23 protein-coding genes and 1 other RNA gene are annotated in these 20,804 nt (G+C 58.9%); 11 read left to right on the plus strand and 13 right to left on the minus strand.

The genetic code is table 11. From position 1 onward, the window contains the following. Window positions 1–16: 16 nt before the first annotated feature. Window positions 17–2,239, plus strand: coding sequence for a polyphosphate kinase 1 (gene ppk1, locus QF010_RS13340; RefSeq protein ID WP_033060650.1), 2,223 nt, complete (start codon window positions 17–19; stop codon window positions 2,237–2,239). A gap of 107 nt (window positions 2,240–2,346) precedes the next feature. Here the strand turns inward: ppk1 and ppx are convergent, their stop codons facing one another. From ppx to QF010_RS13365, 5 genes are all read right to left on the minus strand, one after another. After that, a complete protein-coding gene (gene ppx / locus QF010_RS13345) occupies window positions 2,347–3,849 on the minus strand; it encodes an exopolyphosphatase (RefSeq protein WP_033060648.1) in 1,503 nt (500 codons plus the stop codon). Window positions 3,850–3,954: 105 nt separating this feature from the next. After that, on the minus strand, window positions 3,955–4,692 hold the full coding sequence (locus tag QF010_RS13350) for an amino acid ABC transporter ATP-binding protein (protein ID WP_429511623.1): 738 nt from the start codon (window positions 4,690–4,692) through the stop codon (window positions 3,955–3,957). Next, window positions 4,679–5,329, minus strand: coding sequence for an amino acid ABC transporter permease (locus QF010_RS13355; protein WP_033060645.1), 651 nt, complete (start codon window positions 5,327–5,329; stop codon window positions 4,679–4,681). The genes QF010_RS13350 and QF010_RS13355 overlap by 14 nt, the downstream gene beginning before the upstream one ends. Then, on the minus strand, window positions 5,326–5,994 hold the full coding sequence (locus tag QF010_RS13360; protein WP_033060643.1) for an amino acid ABC transporter permease: 669 nt from the start codon (window positions 5,992–5,994) through the stop codon (window positions 5,326–5,328). Before QF010_RS13360 ends, QF010_RS13355 begins: the two co-directional genes overlap by 4 nt. 37 nt (window positions 5,995–6,031) lie before the next feature. Next, on the minus strand, window positions 6,032–6,817 hold the full coding sequence (locus QF010_RS13365; protein ID WP_033060641.1) for a transporter substrate-binding domain-containing protein: 786 nt from the start codon (window positions 6,815–6,817) through the stop codon (window positions 6,032–6,034). A gap of 256 nt (window positions 6,818–7,073) precedes the next feature. Between QF010_RS13365 and QF010_RS13370 the strand changes: the two genes are divergently transcribed. The 5 genes from QF010_RS13370 (at window position 7,074) to QF010_RS13390 (ending at window position 12,314) form a co-directional block, all read left to right on the plus strand. Further along, a complete protein-coding gene (locus QF010_RS13370) occupies window positions 7,074–7,781 on the plus strand; it encodes a FadR/GntR family transcriptional regulator (protein ID WP_429511625.1) in 708 nt (235 codons plus the stop codon). A 120-nt stretch (window positions 7,782–7,901) separates the two neighbouring features. Next, the gene (gene trxA / locus QF010_RS13375) at window positions 7,902–8,231 is read left to right on the plus strand and encodes a thioredoxin TrxA (protein WP_008150340.1); all 330 of its coding nucleotides are present in this window, start codon (window positions 7,902–7,904) and stop codon (window positions 8,229–8,231) included. A 248-nt stretch (window positions 8,232–8,479) separates the two neighbouring features. Next, window positions 8,480–9,739 carry a transcription termination factor Rho gene (gene rho / locus QF010_RS13380; protein WP_007942421.1) on the plus strand — a complete coding sequence of 420 codons (1,260 nt, stop codon included), beginning with the start codon at window positions 8,480–8,482 and terminating at the stop codon, window positions 9,737–9,739. Between the two features lie 140 nt (window positions 9,740–9,879). Next, window positions 9,880–11,346, plus strand: coding sequence for a 4-hydroxy-3-polyprenylbenzoate decarboxylase (ubiD, locus tag QF010_RS13385; protein ID WP_007899385.1), 1,467 nt, complete (start codon window positions 9,880–9,882; stop codon window positions 11,344–11,346). Beyond that, a complete protein-coding gene (locus QF010_RS13390; RefSeq protein WP_429533272.1) occupies window positions 11,346–12,314 on the plus strand; it encodes a CDP-6-deoxy-delta-3,4-glucoseen reductase in 969 nt (322 codons plus the stop codon). The genes ubiD and QF010_RS13390 overlap by 1 nt, the downstream gene beginning before the upstream one ends. 11 nt (window positions 12,315–12,325) lie before the next feature. Here QF010_RS13390 and QF010_RS13395 read toward each other — a convergent pair whose 3' ends face one another. After that, a complete protein-coding gene (locus tag QF010_RS13395) occupies window positions 12,326–12,802 on the minus strand; it encodes a sn-glycerol-3-phosphate transporter (protein WP_429533273.1) in 477 nt (158 codons plus the stop codon). 351 nt (window positions 12,803–13,153) lie between these two features. On the opposite strand from QF010_RS13395, the gene QF010_RS13400 reads away from it, so the two are divergent. Beyond that, window positions 13,154–13,822, plus strand: coding sequence for a gamma-glutamylcyclotransferase (locus tag QF010_RS13400; protein WP_129440131.1), 669 nt, complete (start codon window positions 13,154–13,156; stop codon window positions 13,820–13,822). On the opposite strand, the gene glpT is transcribed toward QF010_RS13400, so the two are convergent. After that, complete coding sequence (gene glpT / locus QF010_RS13405; RefSeq protein WP_429533274.1) at window positions 13,798–15,147, minus strand: glycerol-3-phosphate transporter; 1,350 nt, start codon at window positions 15,145–15,147, stop codon at window positions 13,798–13,800. The two genes, QF010_RS13400 and glpT, sit on opposite strands and share 25 nt — an antisense overlap. Window positions 15,148–15,474: 327 nt before the next feature. Between glpT and QF010_RS13410 the strand changes: the two genes are divergently transcribed. Next, window positions 15,475–16,089 carry an energy transducer TonB gene (locus QF010_RS13410; protein WP_429533275.1) on the plus strand — a complete coding sequence of 205 codons (615 nt, stop codon included), beginning with the start codon at window positions 15,475–15,477 and terminating at the stop codon, window positions 16,087–16,089. A 73-nt stretch (window positions 16,090–16,162) separates the two neighbouring features. Here the strand turns inward: QF010_RS13410 and QF010_RS13415 are convergent, their stop codons facing one another. Continuing rightward, on the minus strand, window positions 16,163–17,140 hold the full coding sequence (locus QF010_RS13415; protein ID WP_033060632.1) for an NADPH:quinone oxidoreductase family protein: 978 nt from the start codon (window positions 17,138–17,140) through the stop codon (window positions 16,163–16,165). 150 nt (window positions 17,141–17,290) lie between these two features. Here QF010_RS13415 and QF010_RS13420 point away from each other — a divergent pair, with 150 nt between their 5' ends. Further along, window positions 17,291–17,698 (plus strand): flagellar basal body-associated protein FliL, encoded by a 408-nt coding sequence (locus tag QF010_RS13420; RefSeq protein WP_033060630.1) that lies wholly within the window; start codon window positions 17,291–17,293, stop codon window positions 17,696–17,698. 140 nt (window positions 17,699–17,838) lie between these two features. Here the strand turns inward: QF010_RS13420 and QF010_RS13425 are convergent, their stop codons facing one another. After that, a complete protein-coding gene (locus tag QF010_RS13425; protein WP_415772143.1) occupies window positions 17,839–18,291 on the minus strand; it encodes an EVE domain-containing protein in 453 nt (150 codons plus the stop codon). A 201-nt stretch (window positions 18,292–18,492) separates the two neighbouring features. Between QF010_RS13425 and QF010_RS13430 the strand changes: the two genes are divergently transcribed. Continuing rightward, on the plus strand, window positions 18,493–18,645 hold the full coding sequence (locus QF010_RS13430) for a hypothetical protein (protein WP_185753129.1): 153 nt from the start codon (window positions 18,493–18,495) through the stop codon (window positions 18,643–18,645). Between the two features lie 34 nt (window positions 18,646–18,679). On the opposite strand, the gene QF010_RS13435 is transcribed toward QF010_RS13430, so the two are convergent. From QF010_RS13435 to QF010_RS13450, 4 genes are all read right to left on the minus strand, one after another. Further along, complete coding sequence (locus QF010_RS13435) at window positions 18,680–19,285, minus strand: 5-formyltetrahydrofolate cyclo-ligase (RefSeq protein WP_429511631.1); 606 nt, start codon at window positions 19,283–19,285, stop codon at window positions 18,680–18,682. A gap of 86 nt (window positions 19,286–19,371) precedes the next feature. Continuing rightward, window positions 19,372–19,550, minus strand: a non-coding RNA gene (gene ssrS, locus QF010_RS13440) — 6S RNA. Between the two features lie 30 nt (window positions 19,551–19,580). Further along, the gene (locus QF010_RS13445; protein WP_007942435.1) at window positions 19,581–19,898 is read right to left on the minus strand and encodes a cell division protein ZapA; all 318 of its coding nucleotides are present in this window, start codon (window positions 19,896–19,898) and stop codon (window positions 19,581–19,583) included. Further along, window positions 19,895–20,104: a TIGR02449 family protein gene (locus tag QF010_RS13450; protein ID WP_007982902.1), complete on the minus strand. Its 210-nt coding sequence runs from the start codon at window positions 20,102–20,104 to the stop codon at window positions 19,895–19,897. Before QF010_RS13450 ends, QF010_RS13445 begins: the two co-directional genes overlap by 4 nt. 139 nt (window positions 20,105–20,243) lie before the next feature. Between QF010_RS13450 and QF010_RS13455 the strand changes: the two genes are divergently transcribed. Beyond that, window positions 20,244–20,804 carry a YecA/YgfB family protein gene (locus QF010_RS13455; RefSeq protein ID WP_033060626.1) on the plus strand — a complete coding sequence of 187 codons (561 nt, stop codon included), beginning with the start codon at window positions 20,244–20,246 and terminating at the stop codon, window positions 20,802–20,804.

Genomic DNA, 20,804 nt, shown 5'->3' on the forward strand with positions numbered 1-20,804 from the left:
CTCCCAGGAACATTCGATGAATACCGAAGTGCTCACTGAAGTTGCCGTAAAAGACGCTCAACCTGTGGTGGAGCAAATCGCTGAAACCCCGCCGGAACTGGAGCCTGTTGCTCCGGCGGTGGTGGCCGAGCCCGCAATAGCGGCGCCAGCGATTGCCATTCCCGGCCTGGATGACAGCAGCCTGTACATCCATCGCGAGCTCTCGCAACTGCAGTTCAACATTCGCGTGCTGGAGCAGGCGCTGGATGAGTCCTACCCGTTGCTGGAGCGGCTGAAGTTTCTGCTGATCTTCTCCAGTAACCTGGACGAGTTCTTCGAGATTCGTGTGGCCGGCCTGAAGAAGCAGATCACCTTCGCCCGTGAACAGGCTGGCGCCGATGGTCTGCAACCGCACCAGGCCCTGGCGCGCATCAGCGAACTGGTGCACGGTCACGTCGACCGCCAGTACGCGATCCTCAATGACATTCTGTTGCCGGAACTGGAAAAGCATCAGGTCCGCTTCATCCGCCGGCGTCACTGGACCACCAAGATCAAAACCTGGGTGCGCCGCTATTTCCGCGACGAGATCGCGCCGATCATTACCCCGATCGGCCTCGACCCGACGCACCCGTTCCCGTTGCTGGTGAACAAGAGCCTGAACTTCATCGTCGAGCTCGAAGGTATCGACGCCTTCGGCCGCGATTCCGGTCTGGCAATCATCCCGGCGCCACGTCTGCTGCCGCGCGTCATCAAGTTGCCGGAAGAAGTGGGCGGCTCTGGCGACAACTACGTGTTCCTGTCGTCGATGATCCATGCGCACGCCGATGACCTGTTCCAGGGCATGAAGGTCAAGGGCTGCTACCAGTTCCGTCTGACCCGAAACGCCGACCTCGCCGTCGACACCGAAGATGTAGAAGACCTGGCCCGCGCCCTGCGCGGCGAGTTGTTCTCCCGTCGCTACGGTGACGCGGTGCGTCTGGAAGTCGCCGATACGTGCCCGAAACACTTGTCCGACTACTTGCTCAAGCAGTTCAACCTGCACGAGACCGAGTTGTATCAGGTCAACGGTCCGGTCAACTTGACCCGCCTGTTCAGCATCACCGGCCTGGACAGTCAGCGAGCGCTGCAATACACGCCGTTTACCCCGCAGATCCCGAAACTGCTGCAGAACAGCGAGAACATCTTCAGCGTGATCAGCAAGCAGGACATCCTGTTGCTGCACCCGTTCGAGTCCTTCACTCCGGTGGTCGACCTGCTGCGCCAGGCCGCCAAGGACCCGCATGTATTGGCGGTCCGTCAGACCCTGTACCGCTCCGGCGCCAACTCGGAAATCGTCGATGCGCTGGTCGATGCAGCGCGTAACGGCAAGGAAGTTACTGCGGTGATCGAGTTGCGTGCGCGGTTCGACGAAGAGTCCAACCTGCAACTGGCCAGCCGTCTGCAAGCGGCCGGTGCGGTGGTGATTTACGGCGTGGTCGGCTTCAAGACCCACGCCAAGATGATGCTGATCTTGCGTCGCGAAGCCGGCGAGATTGTCCGTTACGCCCACTTGGGTACCGGCAACTACCACGCGGCCAACGCCCGTCTGTACACCGACTACAGCTTGCTGACGTCCGACGATGCTTTGTGCGAAGACGTCGGCAAACTGTTCAGCCAGCTGATCGGCATGGGTAAAACCCTGCGCATGAAAAAGCTGCTGCACGCGCCGTTCACGTTGAAGAAGGGCATGCTCGACATGATTGCCCGCGAAACCCAGTTCGCCCTCGACGGCAAACCGGCGCACATCATCGCCAAATTCAACTCGCTGACCGACCCGAAGATCATCCGCGCGCTGTACAAGGCCAGTCAGTCCGGGGTGCGTATCGATCTGGTGGTGCGTGGCATGTGCTGCTTGCGTCCGGGCATCGCCGGGGTTTCGCACAACATCCACGTGCGCTCGATCATCGGTCGCTTCCTGGAGCACACCCGGGTCTTCTACTTCCTCAATGGCGGCGAAGAGCAGATGTTCCTGTCCAGCGCCGACTGGATGGAGCGCAACCTCGACAAGCGCGTCGAGACTTGCTTCCCGGTCGAGGGCAAGAAGCTGATCTTGCGGGTCAAGAAAGAGCTGGAGCTTTATCTCACTGATAACACTCACAGCTGGAGCCTGCAGGCGGACGGTCGTTACATCCGCAACACGCCGACCGGCAACCAGAACCCGCGCAGCGCGCAGGCGACTTTGCTGGAGCGCTTGGGTAGCCCGATTCTGACTGTTCGTTAACGCAGATTCGGATGGGCAAAAAAAGGGCGATCCATATGGATCGCCCTTTTTGGTTCTAGCTACTTACCTGTGGTGAGGGGATAAATCCCCTCTCCACAGAAACGGTGTTAGCGGACGTTAAGCACAAAGCCGACGCGGGTCAGCCACTCTGCTTCCAGGGCGAAGTCGGCCTGGGTCAGTTGGTTTTCGTCCAGCCAGTTTTCCGGGAACAACACATCCAGGCTGTCGCCATTGGCCTGCAGCACGACCTGGGGCATTTCCTGGGTGCCGCGGATGTGATGGAACAGGATCGCAAAGCGCAGCAGTACGCACAGGCGAATCAGCTTGATGCCCTCGTCACCAAAATCCGCAAACCTGTCCCGGGGAATATTGCGGCGGTGGCCACGCACCAGTAACGCCAGCATCAGTTGGTCTTCGCGGGAGAATCCGGCCAGGTCTGAATGCTCGATCAGGTAGGAGCCGTGCTTGTGATACTGATAGTGAGCGATGTCCAGGCCCACTTCATGGACCTTGGCGGCCCAGCCCAGCAGTTCACGCCAGACGCCGTCATCCAGATCCCAATCTTCGGCGACTTGATCGAACGCATGCAACGCCTTGCGCTCAACCCGCGCCGCTTGTTCCAGGTCGACGTGATAACGCTCCATCAGCGAGCTGAGGGTGCGCTCACGGACATCTTCGTGATGATGGCGGCCTAGCAGGTCATAGAGCACGCCTTCACGCAGGGCGCCTTCACAGTGGTCCATGCGTTGCAGTTCGAGTGCGTCGAAGATCGCTTCGAGAATTGCCAGGCCCGCCGGGAAGATCGCCCGGCGGTCAGGCTTGATGCCTTCGAAGTCGATCTTCTCGATGTCGCCGAGCTTGATCAGCTTGCGCTTGAGCCAGGCCAAACCCTGGGCGTTGACCTCTCCCGTGCCATGCCCGCCGGCCTTCAGCGCCAGGCCGATGGCGCGAATGGTGCCCGAGGAGCCGATGGCTTCATCCCAGGTCAGGCGATGCAGGGCGTGTTCGATGCTCATGATCTCCAGCCGCGCCGCGGTGTACGCCTGGGCGTAGCGGGCCGGGGTGATCTTGCCGTCCTTGAAATAGCGCTGGGTGTAGCTGACGCAGCCCATTTGCAGGCTTTCGCGCAGCAGCGGCTCGAAGCGCTGGCCGATGATGAATTCGGTACTGCCGCCGCCGATGTCGGCCACCAGGCGTTTGCCCGGAGTGTCGGCGAGGGTGTGGGAAACGCCGAGGTAAATCAGGCGTGCTTCTTCACGGCCGGAGATGACTTCCACCGGGTGGCCGAGAATTTCTTCAGCGCGGCGGATAAATTCGCCACGGTTACGGGCTTCACGCAGGGCGTTGGTGCCGACGATTCGCACGGCGCCGGGCGGCATACCGTTGATCAGTTGGGCAAAACGCTTCAGGCAATCGAGCCCGCGTTGCATGGATTCTTCACTGAGCTGACGCTCATCGTCGATGCCGGCGGCCAGCTGAACCTTCTCCCCGAGACGTTCGAGAATACGGATTTCGCCGTTCTGGGCCTTGGCCACGACCATGTGAAAGCTGTTGGAGCCCAGGTCGATTGCGGCGATCAGGGACAGATTCTTGGCTTGGGATTGCGGCATGGTCAGGGGGTCTCGGTCGATAACCTCGACATCGTGCCACGATCAAACGCTGCCGCCAACGCGCAGTGTTCAATGCCTTGATCCAGCGCACCCTCGCCACAAGGGTTAGCCGACGGTCTCAACCGTCCCAATGAAATTCGCCAGCTCCGCCGTTTGCGGATTGGCAAACAACACCTTCGGATCCCCGACCTCATGCACCTTGCCCTGATGCATGAACACCAATTTGTCCCCAACCTCCCGGGCAAAACGCATCTCATGGGTGACCATAATCAACGTCATCCCTTCCTTGGCCAGTTGCCGAACCACGCTCAACACTTCATTGACCAATTCCGGGTCCAGCGCCGAGGTGATTTCATCGCACAGCAAGACCTTCGGCGACATCGCCAGCGCCCGGGCAATCGCCACCCGCTGTTGCTGCCCGCCAGATAACCGATCCGGGAAGGCATCGAATTTCTCCCCCAGCCCGACCCGCTCCAGCATCTCCCGCGCCAGTTCGGTCGCTTTGGCTTTCGGTACTTTCTGCACCACCTGCGGCGCGAGCATCACGTTCTCGCCGACCGTCAGGTGCGGAAACAGGTTGAACTGCTGAAACACCATTCCGACTTTCTGTCGCAAGCTGCGCAGATCGGCACGGGCGGCGTCGAGGTAGTCGCCGTCGACTTCAATCACGCCGTCGTTGATCGATTCCAGACCATTGAGGGTGCGCAGCAAAGTGGATTTCCCCGAGCCGCTGCGGCCGATGATCGCCACCACCTGGCCTTCCTCGACGCTCAGGTCGATGCCTTTGAGCACATGGTGGTCGCCGTAATATTTATGCAGGGCCGAGATTCTAAGCAGAGGCATGCAGTCTCCTTTCCAGGTAGCGGGCACTGAGGGACAAGGGGTAGCAGAGCAGGAAATAACCAAGGGCCACGAGGCCGTAGACCATGAACGGTTCGAAGGTCGCGTTGGCGAGCATGCCGCCGGTCTTGGTCAGTTCGGTGAAGCCGATGATCGAGGTGACGGCGGTGCCTTTGACCACTTGCACCGAGAAGCCCACGGTCGGCGCCACGGCGATCCGCAGCGCTTGCGGCAGGATCACGTAGCGCAGTTGCTCCAGAGGATTGAGCGCCAGGCTTGATGAAGCTTCCCACTGGCCGTTGGGGATCGACTCGACGCAACCGCGCCAGATCTCCGCCAGGTAGGCGCTGGTGAACAGCGTCAGGGCAATCGCCGCGGCCATCCACGGCGAAATCTCAACCCCGGCCAACGCCACACCGAAGAACACCAGAAACAGCTGCATCAACAGCGGTGTGCCCTGGAACAGTTCGATGTAGGTGCGGGCGAAGCTGCGCGGCAGGGATTTTTTTGAGATGCGCATGACCATGATCAGCAAGCCGATCAGTCCACCGCCAATAAACGCCACCAGCGACAGCGCCAGGGTCCATTGCAGGCCGGTGAGCAGGTTGCGTACGACGTCCCAGAAGGTGAAATCGCTCATTGGCTGCTCCTTGCGACAAAACGGCGGCCGATCCAGTTCAGCAATTGGCGGATCAGTAGCGCCATGCACAGGTAGAGCAGCGTGGTCAGGGCGTAGGTTTCAAAGGCGCGGAAGTTGCGCGACTGAATGAAGTTGGCGGCGAAGCTCAGCTCTTCGGTGGCGATCTGCGAGCAGACCGCCGAACCCAGCATCACGATGATGATCTGGCTGCTCAATGCCGGCCAAACCTTGCCTAGCGCCGGCAGCAGCACCACGTGGCGAAAGGCTTCGAAGCGCGTCATCGCCAGCGCCGCAGCGGCTTCAAGCTGTCCTCGAGGGATGGCTTGAATGCCGGCGCGGATGATCTCGGTGGAATAGGCGCCGAGGTTGATCACCATCGCCAGCACTGCCGCCTGCCACTCGGAAATCTGAACGCCCAGTGACGGCAGACCGAAGAAGATGAAAAACAACTGCACCAGAAATGGCGTGTTGCGGATCAACTCGACGTAGACCCCGAAAATGCCGGCGAACGGACGGATGTTCCACGCCCGCACCAGCGCCCCGACGATGCCCAGACCCACTCCGAGCACCGCGCCGATGGCCGTCAGTTCAAGGGTGAACAGCGCACCGCGCAGCAGCAGGTCGGTGTTTTGCACCACCGGTACGAAATCGAACTGATAAGCCATGTTCAGGCTCCTTGTTTAAACGGCGTCGCAACGACGATCAGAGATCGGCCGGCAGCGGCTCTTTGAGCCAGGTCCGGGAGTTCTTCTCCAGCGCGCCGTCGGTCTTGGCGGTGGCGAGGATCTGGTTGACCTTGTCCAGCAGCGCCGGCTCGTTTTTGTTTACGCCGACGTAGACCGGCGAATCCTTGAGCTTCACTTTCAGCGCCGGAATGCGTTTCGGGTTGCGTTCGCTGATGGTCACCATCACCACGTTGCCACTGGCGATCAGGTCAACTTGCCCGGCGAGGTAAGCGGCGATGGTCGAGTTGTTGTCTTCGAAACGCTTGATGGTCACGCCTTCGGGCGCGACTTTCGTCAGCTCGATGTCTTCGATGGCGCCACGGGTGACGCTGATGGTTTTGCCCTTGAGGTCGTCCAGGCTTTTGATGCTGGCGTCTGGTGGACCGAATACGGCGAGGTAGAACGGCGCGTAGGCACGGGAGAAATCGATAACCTTTTCGCGCTCGGGGTTCTTGCCGAGGCTGGAGATCACCAGGTCGACCTTGCCGGTGGTCAGGAACGGAATGCGGTTGGTGCTGTTGACCGGCGTCAGTTCGAGTTTGACCTTGAGTTGGTCGGCCAGCAGCTTGGCGGTGTCGATATCGAGGCCGCGCGGTTTCATGTCCGGGCCGACCGAGCCGAAGGGCGGGAAGTCCTGAGGCACGGCCACCTTGAGGACGCCGCGCTTGACCACATCCTCCAGACCGTCGGCGTGGGCGGGCGCCTGGCTCAGCATCAGGCTGGCAAACAGGGCGGCGAGGAGGGCGCTGTAACGCTGGGTCATGGCAAATCTCCGAATCGGCGAGAAGTGAATTCTGCGGATCGACAGAGCATGGGCCGTGCCAATATCGGGTTTTGGGGGCGCCAGGCCACGGTTTTACTGGCGTTTATCGGTCTTACTGGTCTGAACAGTCGTGCACGGTTTCGCACCCCGATAGCGCATCGCCGAAATTCGCCGAACCCCCATGGGGCACGACTTGCCGGGCGTCGCGAATAGCTTTACAACTAACCGCTCATTGGCCTGGTTCGTCTGAAAAACCATGAACTCGATCTCTCGCGCCGTACCTGAAGTGGCGCTGCAAGCCATCCGTAAACTGATCACCGAACAGGGCTTCGGGCCTGGGGATGCCTTGCCCTCGCAACGGGATTTGGCGGTGCAATTAGGGGTCAGTCGGGCATCGCTGCGCGAAGCGTTGTCGTCATTGAGTGCATTGGGGGTGATCAGCATCCAGCCGGGCAAAGGCGTGTTCGTGCAGTCACCGGTTGATTTGCCGCGAGGTGATGCGGCGCTGAGTTGGCCGTTCGCGGCCCAGGCCTCGCCGCTCGATATCTTCCAGTTGCGCTATGCCCTGGAAGGTTTTGCCGCCGGTTTGGCGGCGGTGACCCTGAGTACTCACGAGCTCGATGCACTGGAAGATAACGTCGCCGCCATGCGCCTCGAATTGAAGGCCGGCGACTTCGAGGCCGCGGCGCGACTGGATTTCGAGTTTCACCGGCGCATCCTGCTGGCGAGCGGCAATCAGGCGATGCTGAGCATCCTGACGGCCAGCGCCGACATCTTTCTAGAGAGCCAGAAACTACCGTTCATCCGGGCGGAACGGGCCATGGAAACCTGGCAGGAACACCGCAAAATCCTCCGCGCACTGGCCCGGCGGGCGTCTGGCGCGGCGCAGAAGGCCATGCAGGAGCATGTGCGCAATGCAGCCCTGCGCACCGGAATTGCCTTCGTCGCTCCCGCCACCTCGTGACTTGGTCTATACCCAAACTCATGCGGCACCATAGCGAGACTCAATCATCTGCACCTTCCTGAACGAGGGAAGGGCAGCTATGATGGGCCACGTTTTTTTGCTTACAACCTGGAGACTTCCATGAGCAGCGATCTTATTAAACACGTCACCGACGCTAGCTTCGACGTCGACGTCCTCAAGGCCGAAGGCGCTGTACTGGTCGACTACTGGGCTGAATGGTGCGGCCCTTGCAAAATGATCGCTCCTGTTCTGGACGAAATTGCTGAAACCTACAAAGGCAAACTGACCGTTGCCAAACTGAACATCGACGAGAACCAGGAAACTCCGGCCAAGCACGGCGTGCGTGGTATCCCGACTCTGATGCTGTTCAAGAACGGCAACGTTGAAGCGACCAAGGTCGGCGCACTGTCGAAGTCGCAACTGGCTGCTTTCCTCGACGCCAACATCTAAGCGTCGTTTAAAGCGTCATCAAAAAGGCCCCGCACATTGCGGGGCCTTTTCGTTATTGAGGGCTAGACGCTCCGAAACTCAGGTGGTACATTCGGCCCCGCACTGGTTTCTCCACTGCCCCCTGCTAGCCGTCGCCGACGCACTCCTTTTCGAATAAGTACGCGATCCTGTCGCCTTCTCTGCGGCGCGGCCTCATTAAGCCAAAAGCTTAATTTCCCCCCCTCCATAAATGATTACGTCATTCCTATATGAATCTGACTGAACTCAAGCAAAAGCCGATTACCGAACTGCTCGAATTGGCCGAACAGATGGGCATAGAAAATATGGCCCGTTCGCGCAAGCAGGACGTGATTTTCTCCCTGCTCAAAAAGCACGCTAAAAGCGGCGAGGAAATCTCCGGTGATGGCGTGCTGGAGATTCTCCAGGACGGCTTCGGCTTCCTTCGCTCCGCTGACGCTTCCTATCTCGCCGGCCCAGACGATATCTACGTCTCGCCGAGTCAGATCCGTCGCTTCAACTTGCGCACCGGTGACACCATCGTTGGCAAGATCCGTCCTCCAAAGGAAGGCGAGCGTTATTTCGCGCTGCTCAAGGTCGACACGATCAACTACGATCGTCCCGAGAACGCGAAAAACAAGATTCTCTTCGAGAACCTGACCCCGCTGTTCCCGACCGTGCGCATGAAGATGGAAGCCGGCAACGGCTCCACCGAAGACTTGACCGGTCGTGTCATCGACCTGTGCGCCCCGATCGGCAAAGGCCAGCGCGGTCTGATCGTTGCACCGCCGAAAGCCGGTAAAACCATCATGCTGCAGAACATCGCAGCCAACATCGCACGTAACAATCCTGAAGTTCATCTGATCGTATTGCTGATCGACGAACGTCCGGAAGAAGTAACCGAAATGCAGCGCACCGTGCGCGGCGAAGTGGTTGCCTCGACGTTCGACGAGCCGCCAACCCGCCACGTGCAGGTTGCCGAAATGGTGATCGAGAAGGCCAAGCGCCTGGTCGAACACAAGAAGGACGTGGTGATCCTGCTCGACTCCATCACCCGTCTGGCTCGCGCCTACAACACCGTGATCCCGAGCTCCGGCAAAGTACTCACCGGTGGTGTCGATGCCCACGCCCTGGAGAAACCGAAACGTTTCTTCGGCGCCGCGCGGAACATCGAAGAAGGCGGTTCGCTGACCATCATCGCCACCGCGCTGGTTGAAACCGGCTCGAAGATGGACGAAGTGATCTACGAAGAATTCAAAGGCACGGGCAACATGGAACTGCCGCTGGATCGTCGTATCGCTGAAAAACGCGTCTTCCCGGCCATCAACATCAACCGTTCCGGCACCCGCCGCGAAGAGTTGCTGACAGCCGACGACGAGTTGCAACGCATGTGGATCCTTCGCAAGCTGTTGCACCCGATGGACGAAATCGCTGCCATCGAGTTCCTGGTCGACAAGCTGAAAACGACCAAGACCAACGATGAGTTCTTCCTGTCGATGAAACGCAAGTAAGTCGATAGACCAGCAGAAGCCGGGGAAACCCGGCTTTTTGCTATCTGATTTTTGATCAATGGCCAGTTCGTGGTTCTGAATAGAGGGGTTCGGCGCTAAACTGCCACCCCCGAACGGCACGGCCAACACGAGGCTCACGCATGCAGTATCGCGACTTGCGCGACTTTATCAGCGGCCTGGAAAAGCGCGGCGAACTCAAGCGCATCCAGGTTCCGGTGTCCCCAGTGCTCGAAATGACCGAGGTCTGCGACCGCACCCTGCGTGCCAAAGGTCCGGCCCTGCTTTTCGAAAACCCTACGGGTTATGACATCCCGGTGCTCGGCAACCTGTTCGGCACCCCTGAGCGCGTGGCGCTGGGCATGGGCGCAGAAGCGGTCAGCGAATTGCGCGAGATTGGCAAGCTGCTGGCGTTCCTCAAGGAACCCGAGCCGCCCAAAGGCCTGAAGGATGCGTGGTCCAAGCTGCCGATCTTCCGCAAGATCATCGCCATGGCACCGAAAGTCGTCAAAGACGCGGTGTGTCAGGAAGTGGTCATCGAAGGCGACGACGTCGACCTCGCGATGCTGCCGGTGCAGACCTGCTGGCCGGGCGACGTCGGCCCGCTGATCACTTGGGGGCTGACCGTCACCAAAGGTCCGAACAAGGATCGCCAGAACCTCGGCATTTACCGTCAGCAAGTGATTGGCCGCAACAAGGTCATCATGCGCTGGCTGAGCCACCGTGGTGGCGCGCTGGATTACCGCGAGTGGTGCGAGAAGCATCCTGGCCAGCCGTTCCCGGTGTCCGTGGCGCTGGGTGCTGACCCGGCGACCATTCTCGGCGCGGTGACGCCAGTGCCGGACAGTCTCTCCGAATACGCTTTCGCCGGCCTGCTGCGCGGCAATCGCACCGAGCTGGTGAAGTGCCGTGGCAACGACCTGCAGGTCCCGGCGACCGCCGAGATCATCCTTGAAGGCGTGATCCATCCGGGCGAGATGGCCGATGAAGGCCCGTACGGCGACCACACCGGTTACTACAACGAAGTCGACAGCTTCCCGGTGTTCACCGTCGAGCGCATCACCCACCGGATCAAACCGATCTACCACAGCACCTACACCGGCCGTCCGCCGGATGAGCCGGCGATTCTCGGCGTGGCGCTGAACGAAGTGTTCGTGCCGATCCTGCAGAAGCAGTTCCCGGAGATCACCGACTTCTACCTGCCGCCCGAAGGCTGCTCGTACCGCATGGCCATCGTGACCATGAAGAAGTCGTATCCGGGTCATGCCAAGCGGGTAATGCTCGGTGTCTGGTCGTTTTTGCGACAGTTCATGTACACCAAGTTCGTTATCGTCACTGATGACGACATCAACGCACGCGACTGGAACGACGTGATCTGGGCCATCACCACGCGCATGGACCCCAAGCGCGACACGGTGATGATCGACAACACGCCGATCGACTACCTGGACTTCGCCTCGCCGGTTTCCGGCCTGGGTTCGAAAATGGGGCTCGATGCCACGCATAAATGGCCGGGCGAAACCACTCGCGAGTGGGGCCGGGTGATCGTCAAGGACGAAGCCGTTACCCAGCGGATCGATGCCATCTGGAATCAGTTAGGAATAGATTGATGCGTGTAACCTTGCAGCCCTCCGGAGCAGTGCTACAGATTCTGCCCGGCGAGCGGATTCTCGATGGCGCGCGGCGTCTGGGCTATGAATGCCCGCAAAGCTGTCGAAACGGCAATTGCCACGTGTGCGCCGCACTGCTGGTGGAAGGGCGCGTCGAACAGGAAGGCGGTGTGCGCGACCATGGCGAGTTCTACACTTGCATAGCGGAGCCGCTTGAAGACTGCATCGTGCTGTGGGATGGCGTGCTCGCGCTGGGAGAATTGCCGGTGCGCAGCTTGTCGTGTCAGGTCATTGAATGCAGGGATGTCGGCGGCGATACCTGGCGTGTGCGTCTGCGAGCACCGGCCGGTAAGCCACCGCGTTATCACGCCGGTCAGTACTTGATGATCGAGCGCGACAGTGGCGAGAAATCCGCGTTCTCCCTGGCCTCGGCACCGCATGGCGGGCGTGATCTGGAAATCCATGTGCTGGCGCGCGAAAGCAGTGCGCTGAGCCTGATCGACCAGTTGCAACGCAACCCGATGGTGCGGATCGAAATGCCGTTCGGCGACACCCATCTGGCGGAACTGCCGGACGGTCCGTTGGTGCTGATTGCCGCAGGCACCGGCATGGGCCAGATCCATAGCCTGATCGAACATTGCCGTGCGACGGGTTTCAAACATCCGGTGCATCTGTATTGGGGCGTGCGTCGTCCTGAAGATTTTTATGCCATCGAACATTGGGATGAATGGCTGAAACTGCCCAATCTGTTCCTGCATAAAGTCGTCAGCGATCAATGCGGCTGGCAGGGGCGCTGTGGGATGCTGCATGAGGCGGTGTGTGAGGACTTCCCTGATCTGAAAGCCTTGCATGTCTACGCCAGCGGTTCTCCGGCCATGGTCTACGGCACGCTGGATGCTTTGGTCAACGCCGGGATGGACGCTCATCAAATGCGTGCGGATGTATTTGCGTACGCGCCGCGATCGTAGGGCGAACCGTTCTAGAAGCGCACCCCGGTCGTCACCATGACGGCATTGAAGCCGAGCAACACCAGCTCGGCTGCCAACGGTCCGTAGTGTGCACCGACTGAAGGAATGATCACCGGCGCGACGCCGAAGTGATTCAGGGGAATCTTGTCCTCAGACTTGCCGGTGTAACCTTGTAGCAAACCACCACTCAGTTTGACGTACACGGGATAGTCGGCGCTCTCGTAGCGTTTGCCCGCATACGCATAATATGAACGCTGGCTGAACGAATTGCGAAAAGTTGCGCCACCAAACAACCAACCGGACGCTTGCTCACGCTCAAGGCCGATGAGGTCCTGGTTGTTATTGTGGTCGGGGTCGTCGGAGTAGTGTTTGGTATAGACGCTAGTCTGCAAATACCAGGAGCCCGTGTCTTTCTCGGAGGTGTCCTCTGCCCGCGACTGCTGCGCCATAAGCACCAGAAGTAATCCGTAAATCCATGTTTTTTTCATTGCTCAGGCCTGTCAGGCAGTTTGGCTTGCGCCTGTGGGTGGCCGTTATACGCAATACATACTGCAACGGACAGGCGGGAAAACTGAAGGATGTGTAGGAAGTTTCTCCTAAGTGGGCATTATCCTAGACGCGCTAATGCTTATGTATATTTCATTCCGGTATTTAAGAATTTTTCTAAATGATATTAGGGTATATGGGCAGGCCTTCAGCTTCGGCATTTGATTGCTTATGGCTGCTCCGGAAGGTCGACCGTCTCTTAGCACTTTTCGTTTTAGTATTACTGCTATATGTTCTATAACGTGAATGTCGCTTATATTTTGTAATGATTGCAGGGCCGAAATTTCATCGCCATGAGTGCCATTGAATCTGCTTTTTTGAATCTGGCTTACCCTCCGCGGCTCGATCTGGGGCCGCAGCTCACACACGAACAATTACTCAGCTCGATGCAGTCGACGATGGCGCGCCACAAGGGCGGGCCGGTGTGGCTATTCGCTTACGGTTCGCTGATCTGGCGTCCCGAATGCGCGGCGGTGGAACGAGTGCGCGGTCGTGTGCATGGTTACCATCGCGGTTTGTATTTGTGGTCCCACGAACATCGCGGCACGCCCGAAGTGCCTGGGCTGGTATTTGGCCTGGATCGCGGTGGTTCTTGCAGCGGCTTCGCCTATCGCTTGCCCGAAGAACAACTTGAAGCCTCTCTTTACGCACTTTGGCAGCGCGAAATGCCATTCCCGTCCTATCGCCCACACTGGCTCAACTGCCGTCTTGAAGACGGAAGTCAGGTTCAGGCGTTGGGGTTTGTATTGGAGCGGCATCTGCCCAGCTATGCGGGCAACTTGCCGGATCACGTGCTGAGCCACGTGTTCGAAAACGCTTGCGGGCGTTACGGCACGACTCGCGATTATGTCGAGCAGACCGCCCACGCCCTGCGTAGCCACGCCATGCCAGACCGGAATCTGGAGGCGCGGCTCAAGCGCTGCAAATCAAAGGCCGATCAGGCGATTGCTTCGCGGCTCTGACTGGCGACGTTCTTGTGACCCAAAGTGGGTGCCAGGAACGCCATCGCCAGCAGGCAGGCGACGACCAGAAGGATGAAACCGCCATCCCAACCGAAATAGTCCACGGTGTAACCCATCAGGGCACTGGCCGCGACTGAACCACCCAAGTAACCGAACAGACCGGTAAAGCCCGCCGCCGTACCGGCAGCCTTCTTCGGCACCAATTCCAGCGCTTGCAAACCGACCAGCATTACCGGGCCGTAGATCAGAAAGCCGATCGCGAACAGCGAGATCATGTCGATCATCGGGTTGCCCGGCGGATTCAGCCAATACACGATCGTCGCAACGGTCACCAACGCCATGAACACCATGCCGGTAAGGCCACGGTTGCCGCGGAAGATCTTATCCGACATCCAGCCGCACAGCAGCGTACCGGGAATACCTGCCCACTCGTACAGGAAGTAAGCCCATGAGGTCTTGTCGAAGTCGAAGTGCTTGACCTCTTTGAGGTAAGTCGGCGCCCAGTCCAGGATGCCGTAGCGCAGCAGGTAGACGAAGACGTTGGCCAGGGCGATAAACCAGAGCATTTTGTTGCGCAGCACGTATTTGACGAAGATGTCCTTGGCGCTGAATTCTTCTTCGTGGCTGGCGTCGTAGCCTTCCGGGTAATCGTTCTTGTACTTCTCGATTGGTGGCAGGCCGGTCGATTGCGGCGTGTCGCGCATCACAATGAATGCAAACACGGCGACGAGCAGCGCCACGGCGGCCGGTACATAGAACTTGCTGTGCCAGTCGTTGAACCAGCCCATACCGAGAATGGCCAATGGGCCAATCAAGCCACCGCCAACGTTATGCGCGGTGTTCCAGACCGACACCACGCCGCCGCGTTCTTTCTGCGACCACCAGTGCACCATGGTCCGCCCGCTCGGCGGCCAGCCCATGCCTTGCGCCCAGCCGTTGATGAACAACAGGATGAACATCATGGTCACGCTGGACGTCGCCCACGGTGCGAAACCGAAAACGAACATCACCCCGGCAGATACCACCAGGCCAAAAGGCAGGAAGTAGCGCGGATTGGAGCGGTCAGACACGATGCCCATCAAAAACTTGGAAAGGCCGTAGGCGATTGCAATCGCCGACATCGCCACGCCCAGTTGGCCTTTTGTATAGCCTTGGGCGATCAGATCCGGGAATGCCAGGGTGAAGTTCTTGCGTAGCAGGTAGTAACCCGCGTAGCCAATGAAAATCCCGGCGAAGATCTGCCAGCGAAGGCGTCGGTAGGTGCTGTCTATTTCTTCTTCAGGCAATGGAGCCTGATGTGCGGCAGGACGAAAGAAAGCAAACATTCAAGAGCTCCAGATTTCTTGTTTTGACTGCGGATGCGAATGTTACAGTTTCGTTACCGAAAATAGCACCGGTTCGCATTGGCCAAATAGTGGAAATGCTGGAGATTGCATGTTCTTTTATGAACATGTCGCTCAGATATAAATGCAGGGCGTTGTGGGAAACGTTACTTGCAGGTCTACATGCCGCATTTCGGTCGAGCGTAGGACGCGGCTTTGGGAAATGTCCTTCGTTTGAATGGGAAGACGTGGCGTTCTGTTCCCAGTCGTCGAGCCTTAACCTTTACGCAGCTGCCAGCTCTGGCATTTCAGTTGCGAAGGGGAGGGGTTATGCGGTGGTTTGCGTGTGTGCTTTTGTTGGTTGTGTCGGCCGGTGTTCGGGCCGAGGAAGTGTTTCTGATTCCGGAAAACAATCCCAAGCCGATTTACCCCAGGGCGCTTTTCAGGGCCGGGATAACGGGTGAAGTTCGGGTCAGGTTCACTGCCAATGCCGATGGCTCGGTCAGCAATGTGAGCATTTTGCAAAGCGATCATCCAGATTTTGCCGAAGCAGTCAGGGTTGCGATAGAGCAGTGGCGGTTCAAACCTTGGACGGTTGAAGGGGGCAAGCCCGCTGAGTTGGTGGTGATTGCGCCGATGGCGTTTTCGCTCGGTTCGGATACTTCGCTTCATACCAACCAATGGCTTAAAGAATTGAGGTGCCGTGATCTCAACGAATCACTGGTTGATTTCCCAGAGCACGGCTGGGTTGATTCATCCGTGTTTCATTACACTCGTGCTTATCTGTCGAATACGTTTATCAAACATCAATTGTCGAATGAGCAGCGTCTGGCGTTGATTGCCAAACTGAATAAGCAGGTGCCGAAAATTGTCAGGGATTGCCGGGCGAGCCCTGTCCGCAAGTACATGAGTTTGCTGCCGGAGGATATTCGGAAGTTGCTTTAGTCCCGGACAATAAAAAGCGGTCTGAACAACTTCATTTGAAGTCCAGACCGCTTTCTTTTTTTTGGGGGGGGGCTCAGCGAACCTGAACCACCACTTTCCCGACCGCTTTGCGCTGGCCAAGATCATTGATCGCCTGCGCCGCATTGCTCAGCGGATAAACCTGCGACACCAACGGCTTCAACTTGCCCTCGGCAAACCAGCCAAACAATTGCTGGAAGTTCGCCGCGTTGTCTTGCGGTTGGCGCTGGGCGAACGAGCCCCAGAACACGCCGACCACTGCTGCGCCTTTGAGCAGCGCCAGGTTCACGGGGAGTTCGGGAATGCGACCGCTGGCGAAACCCACCACCAGCAGCCGGCCGTTCCAGGCAATGGCGCGGATGGCCTGATCGAACAGGTCGCCGCCCACCGGATCGTAGATCACGTCGGCGCCCTGACCGTCGGTCAGACGCTTGATTTCGTCCTTGAGACTGGTTTCGCTGTAGTTGATCAGCTCATCGGCGCCGGCAGCTTTGGCCACCGCGAGTTTTTCGGCGCTGCTGGCGGCGGCGATCACGCGGGCGCCCATGGCTTTGCCGATTTCCACGGCGGCCAGACCGACACCGCCGGAAGCGCCGAGTACCAGCAAGGTTTCACCCGGTTGCAGGTTGCCCCGTTGCTTGAGCGCGTGCATCGAAGTGCCGTAGGTCATGCTGAAGGCGGCAGCGGTGTTGAAGTCCATCGATGGCGGGATGGGCAGTACGTTGTAGCCCGGCACCGCGATCTGTTCGGCGAAACTGCCCCAGCCGGTCAGCGCCATAACCCGATCGCCGACCTTGAGGTGACTGACCTTTTCGCCTACTTCGCTGACTACACCAGCCGCTTCGCCGCCCGGGGAAAACGGGAAGGGCGGCTTGAACTGATATTTGCCCTCGATGATCAGCGTGTCCGGGAAATTCACCCCGGCGGCGTGCACGTCCAGCAGGATTTCATTCTTCTTCGCGACAGGGCTGGCGACGTCTTCCAGCACCAGCGATTCGGCAGGGCCGAAGGCTTTGCACAGCACGGCTTTCATCAGGGCTATTCCTTTGGGAGTGATGGCCGATAAGTGTAGGTGTGTGAGTCGATGGGTCAACGAGCATGCCCGGCCCTGATAGTCAGCCATAAGCTTGTGCTTGAGCGGCGGGTCGTTATGCTAGGCCGCAAACCGGATAAGGAGCGAATTGTGAAAGCGTGGATCATGTTGTTGCTGGCCCTGTCTCTGCCTGTGGCAGCGATGGCCGAAGAAGCCAAAGAAGGTGCAGCTCCGAAGGTCAATTACATCACCCTGAGCCCGCCGTTCGTGGGCAACTACGGGCTGGACGGGACGCCGAAGCTCAAGGTCTACAAGGCCGATGTGGCATTGCGAGTGACCGGTGATGAGGCGACCAAACTGGTGAAAGCCAATGAGCCGTTGATTCGCAATCAACTGGTGGCGTTGTTTGCCCAGCAGACCACTGAAGCGATGAACAACGTCGAGGCCAAGGAAAAGCTGCGCCAGGAAGCCCTGAAGCAGACCCAGCAAATCATGAACGACGAAACCGGCAAGCCTGTGGTTGAGGATCTGTTGTTCAACAACCTGATCATCCAGTAAGTCTTTCGCTGTCCGGGCTGGCCTTATCGCGGGCAAGCCCGCTCCCACAGGACTTATGGTGACGCGCAATCATGTGTTCACTGCAGAACCCTGTGGGAGCGGGCTTGCCCGCGATGACAAACTGAGAGGCGCAGAAAATTTTACGGCTTGAGCGCAATCACCGCCGCCCACTGCTCGGCCGTCACCGGCATCACCGACAATCGCGAGCCTTTCTGCACCAGCGGCATCTCGGCCAGCGCCGCCTGCTGTTTCAGATAATCCAGCTTAAGCACCTTGGGGAACGTCTCGACATGCGCGACATCGATCGCGCTCCAGGCGTTTTTCTCTGCCGTGGCTTTCGGATCGTAGTAATGACTCTCCGGCTCCAGCGCCGTCGGGTCCGGATACGCGGCTTCGACAATCTTTCCGATCCCGGCGATCCCCGGTTCGGGGCAGCTGGAGTGATAGAAGAAAAACTCGTCGCCCACGGCCATGGCCCGCAGGAAATTACGTGCCTGGTAGTTGCGAACCCCGTCCCAGCGCGCTTTGCCAAGCGTCTCCAGGCCCTTGATCGAGAGCTCGTCGGGCTCGGATTTCATCAGCCAATAAGCCATGGTTTTTGCTCCTTGCGAAGTAGGTGGGCAAGTTGTCGGGGAATTTTATGACAAACCGACGGTCGGTTGACGCCAGCGTTTGCGTGTCGGTTCACGTTGTCGCAGAATGCCGGCCTTCTAAGCTTGACGCTGCTGCACGGCCTACACCTACAACGGAAACCGCTGCTGTCATCGTGTTGATGTGCCTTTGGGGGGCAATCGATGAAACGCAAACCGGATTTACTATGGATTTTGGTTATTTTGTTCGGCCTTGGCGTCGTGACCACCGGCTATGCCCAAAGCCTGTGGAGCAACAAGACCGACGCTCCGATCGAAATCGCGCAGCAACAACAGCCGCCGGCCTTCAAACGCTGAAACTGTCTTCGGACGCCGCTGGTTCCAGTGGCGTCTAGCCGGCGAAATACCACGCCTTGTCTGTCACCGTTCCCTGTAACGGCACATCCCAGCTCGCTTGAGCCAATCGCTCGACCTTCTGACATTCATGGGCCAGCCCCAATAGCGTCGGCTTGCGCCAGTTTTTACGTCGTGCCAGGTACGCCAGGCTTCGATCATAGAAACCACCGCCCATGCCCAGGCGTCCGCCGACATCGTCAAATCCCACCAAAGGCAACAGCACCAGATCGAGCGCCCAGACTTTGCGTTGCCGGGCGAGGTTGTGCCGGGGTTCGAGAATACGAAAGCGGTTGGGTTTCAGTTTTTCACCGGGGCGAATTCGCTGGAACACCATTTTGGTTCGTGGCCAGGCGCTGAGCACCGGCAGATACGTTGCCTTGCCACGACGCTGAGCGGCACGCAGCAAAACACGCGGATCGATTTCACCGTCGGTGGGCAGATACAGGGAGATATGTTTTGCGCGGCGAAACAGCGGGTGCTGGGCCAATTGTGTGTACAGCCCGCGAGCGGCCTGGCGCTGCTGACTGGCTGTCAGTGCGCGGCGGGCTTTGCGCAGCATGCGTCGAAGTTGCGGGCGGGGCAGCAGCGCAGGTTCGGTCATGAATTCGGGCTTCGGCAGTGCGGGTACATAAAGCGTACCCGTAAAAAAGCCGATGCCGGTATTTAAACCGGCATCGGACTGAAATCAGGCTCCCCGGATGTACCGCTGTCGACTTAGCCCTTGAACCCGAAAGTTCAAGGTGGAAGATGCAGTAGGCTTTAAGGCTTTCCGTCTAGCGGACATGCACACCAGCCCAACGTGCAACCTCCAGGGTATAGCAAATCGGCTCAGGGACATCGCCAACTGGCAAGCACCCCAGGGAGTGATGCGAGTATAACCCAAGCGGTTTCGCGTTTCAGCCCTTGGTGACGTCCGGATCGGTTGCGAGCACCAGATCGACGCGATCCAGCAGGTCGCGAACCTGCTCGCGGGTCGATCCGCTGGCCTGCACATCCGGGCGTTCTTCCTTGTGCAGGAGATCGTGCGTGATGTTCAGGGCGGCCATCACGGCGATGCGATCGGCGCCGATGACTTTGCCGCTGCTGCGGATTTCGCGCATCTTGCCGTCCAGGTAACGGGCGGCGCTCACCAGGTTGCTGCGCTCTTCCTGGGGGCAGATGATCGAATATTCTTTATCGAGGATCTGCACGGTAACGCTATTGCTTGAACTCATGAGTCTTGCTCCAGGGCCTTGAGGCGCGAAATCATTGATTCGACCTTACGCCGGGCGATTTCGTTCTTTTCAATGAGGTGAGCGCGTTCCTCGCGCCAGGTCTTTTCCTGAGCTAATAGGAGTCCGTTTTGACTCTTTAGTTGCTCGACGCGGGTAATTAGCAATTCGAGTCTGGCCATCAGCGCTTGCAGGTCGGTGTCTTCCATTGTGTCCACTGTTGTGTCTGATGAGTGGCAGGGTCTGCACCCGTGCTGGCGGACAGCCTTTAATAGTCTTGGCGAGTCTGTCGATGTAGGATACAAGGCCTTCATTCTAGACATAGCGCCGTCTGGCGCCTAGCTGCCCATGCCCATTCAGAATTCCCCGTACCAAGCCTTCGCCAAACTGCTGACTTCCAGCGGTCATAACGTCTCGCCTGCCGAACTGCATGGCCTGTTGCTCGGCCGCAGTTGCGCCGGCGCCGGTTTCGATGCCGAAGGCTGGCTGATTGATGCCGCCGAGCTGCTCGAAAGCGAGCCGCAGGATAATGTCCGCAACGCCTTGATCGGCTTGCAGGAGATGGTCAAGGGCGAGCTTACCGGCGACGACGTGACCGTCGTGCTGCTGCTGCCGACCGATGACGAGCCACTGGCCGACCGCGCCGCCGCACTGGGCCAATGGTGCCAGGGCTTCCTCAGCGGTTTCGGCCTGAACTGCCGTGACAGCAGCATGCTGAGCACCGAGGCCACCGAAGTACTTCAGGACCTGGCGGCTATTTCACAGGTGCAAGACGCCCTGGAAGAGTCCGACGACGGCGAAAGCGATTACATGGAAGTGATGGAGTACCTGCGCGTCGCGCCGCTGCTGCTGTTCACCGAAACCAAAAAGCCGGACGCGCCGGCTGCCGCCAAACCGTCGTTGCATTAA

It is taken from the genome of Pseudomonas silensiensis, assembly GCF_050434865.1.
Classification (GTDB): Bacteria; Pseudomonadota; Gammaproteobacteria; order Pseudomonadales; family Pseudomonadaceae; genus Aquipseudomonas; species Aquipseudomonas fluorescens_W.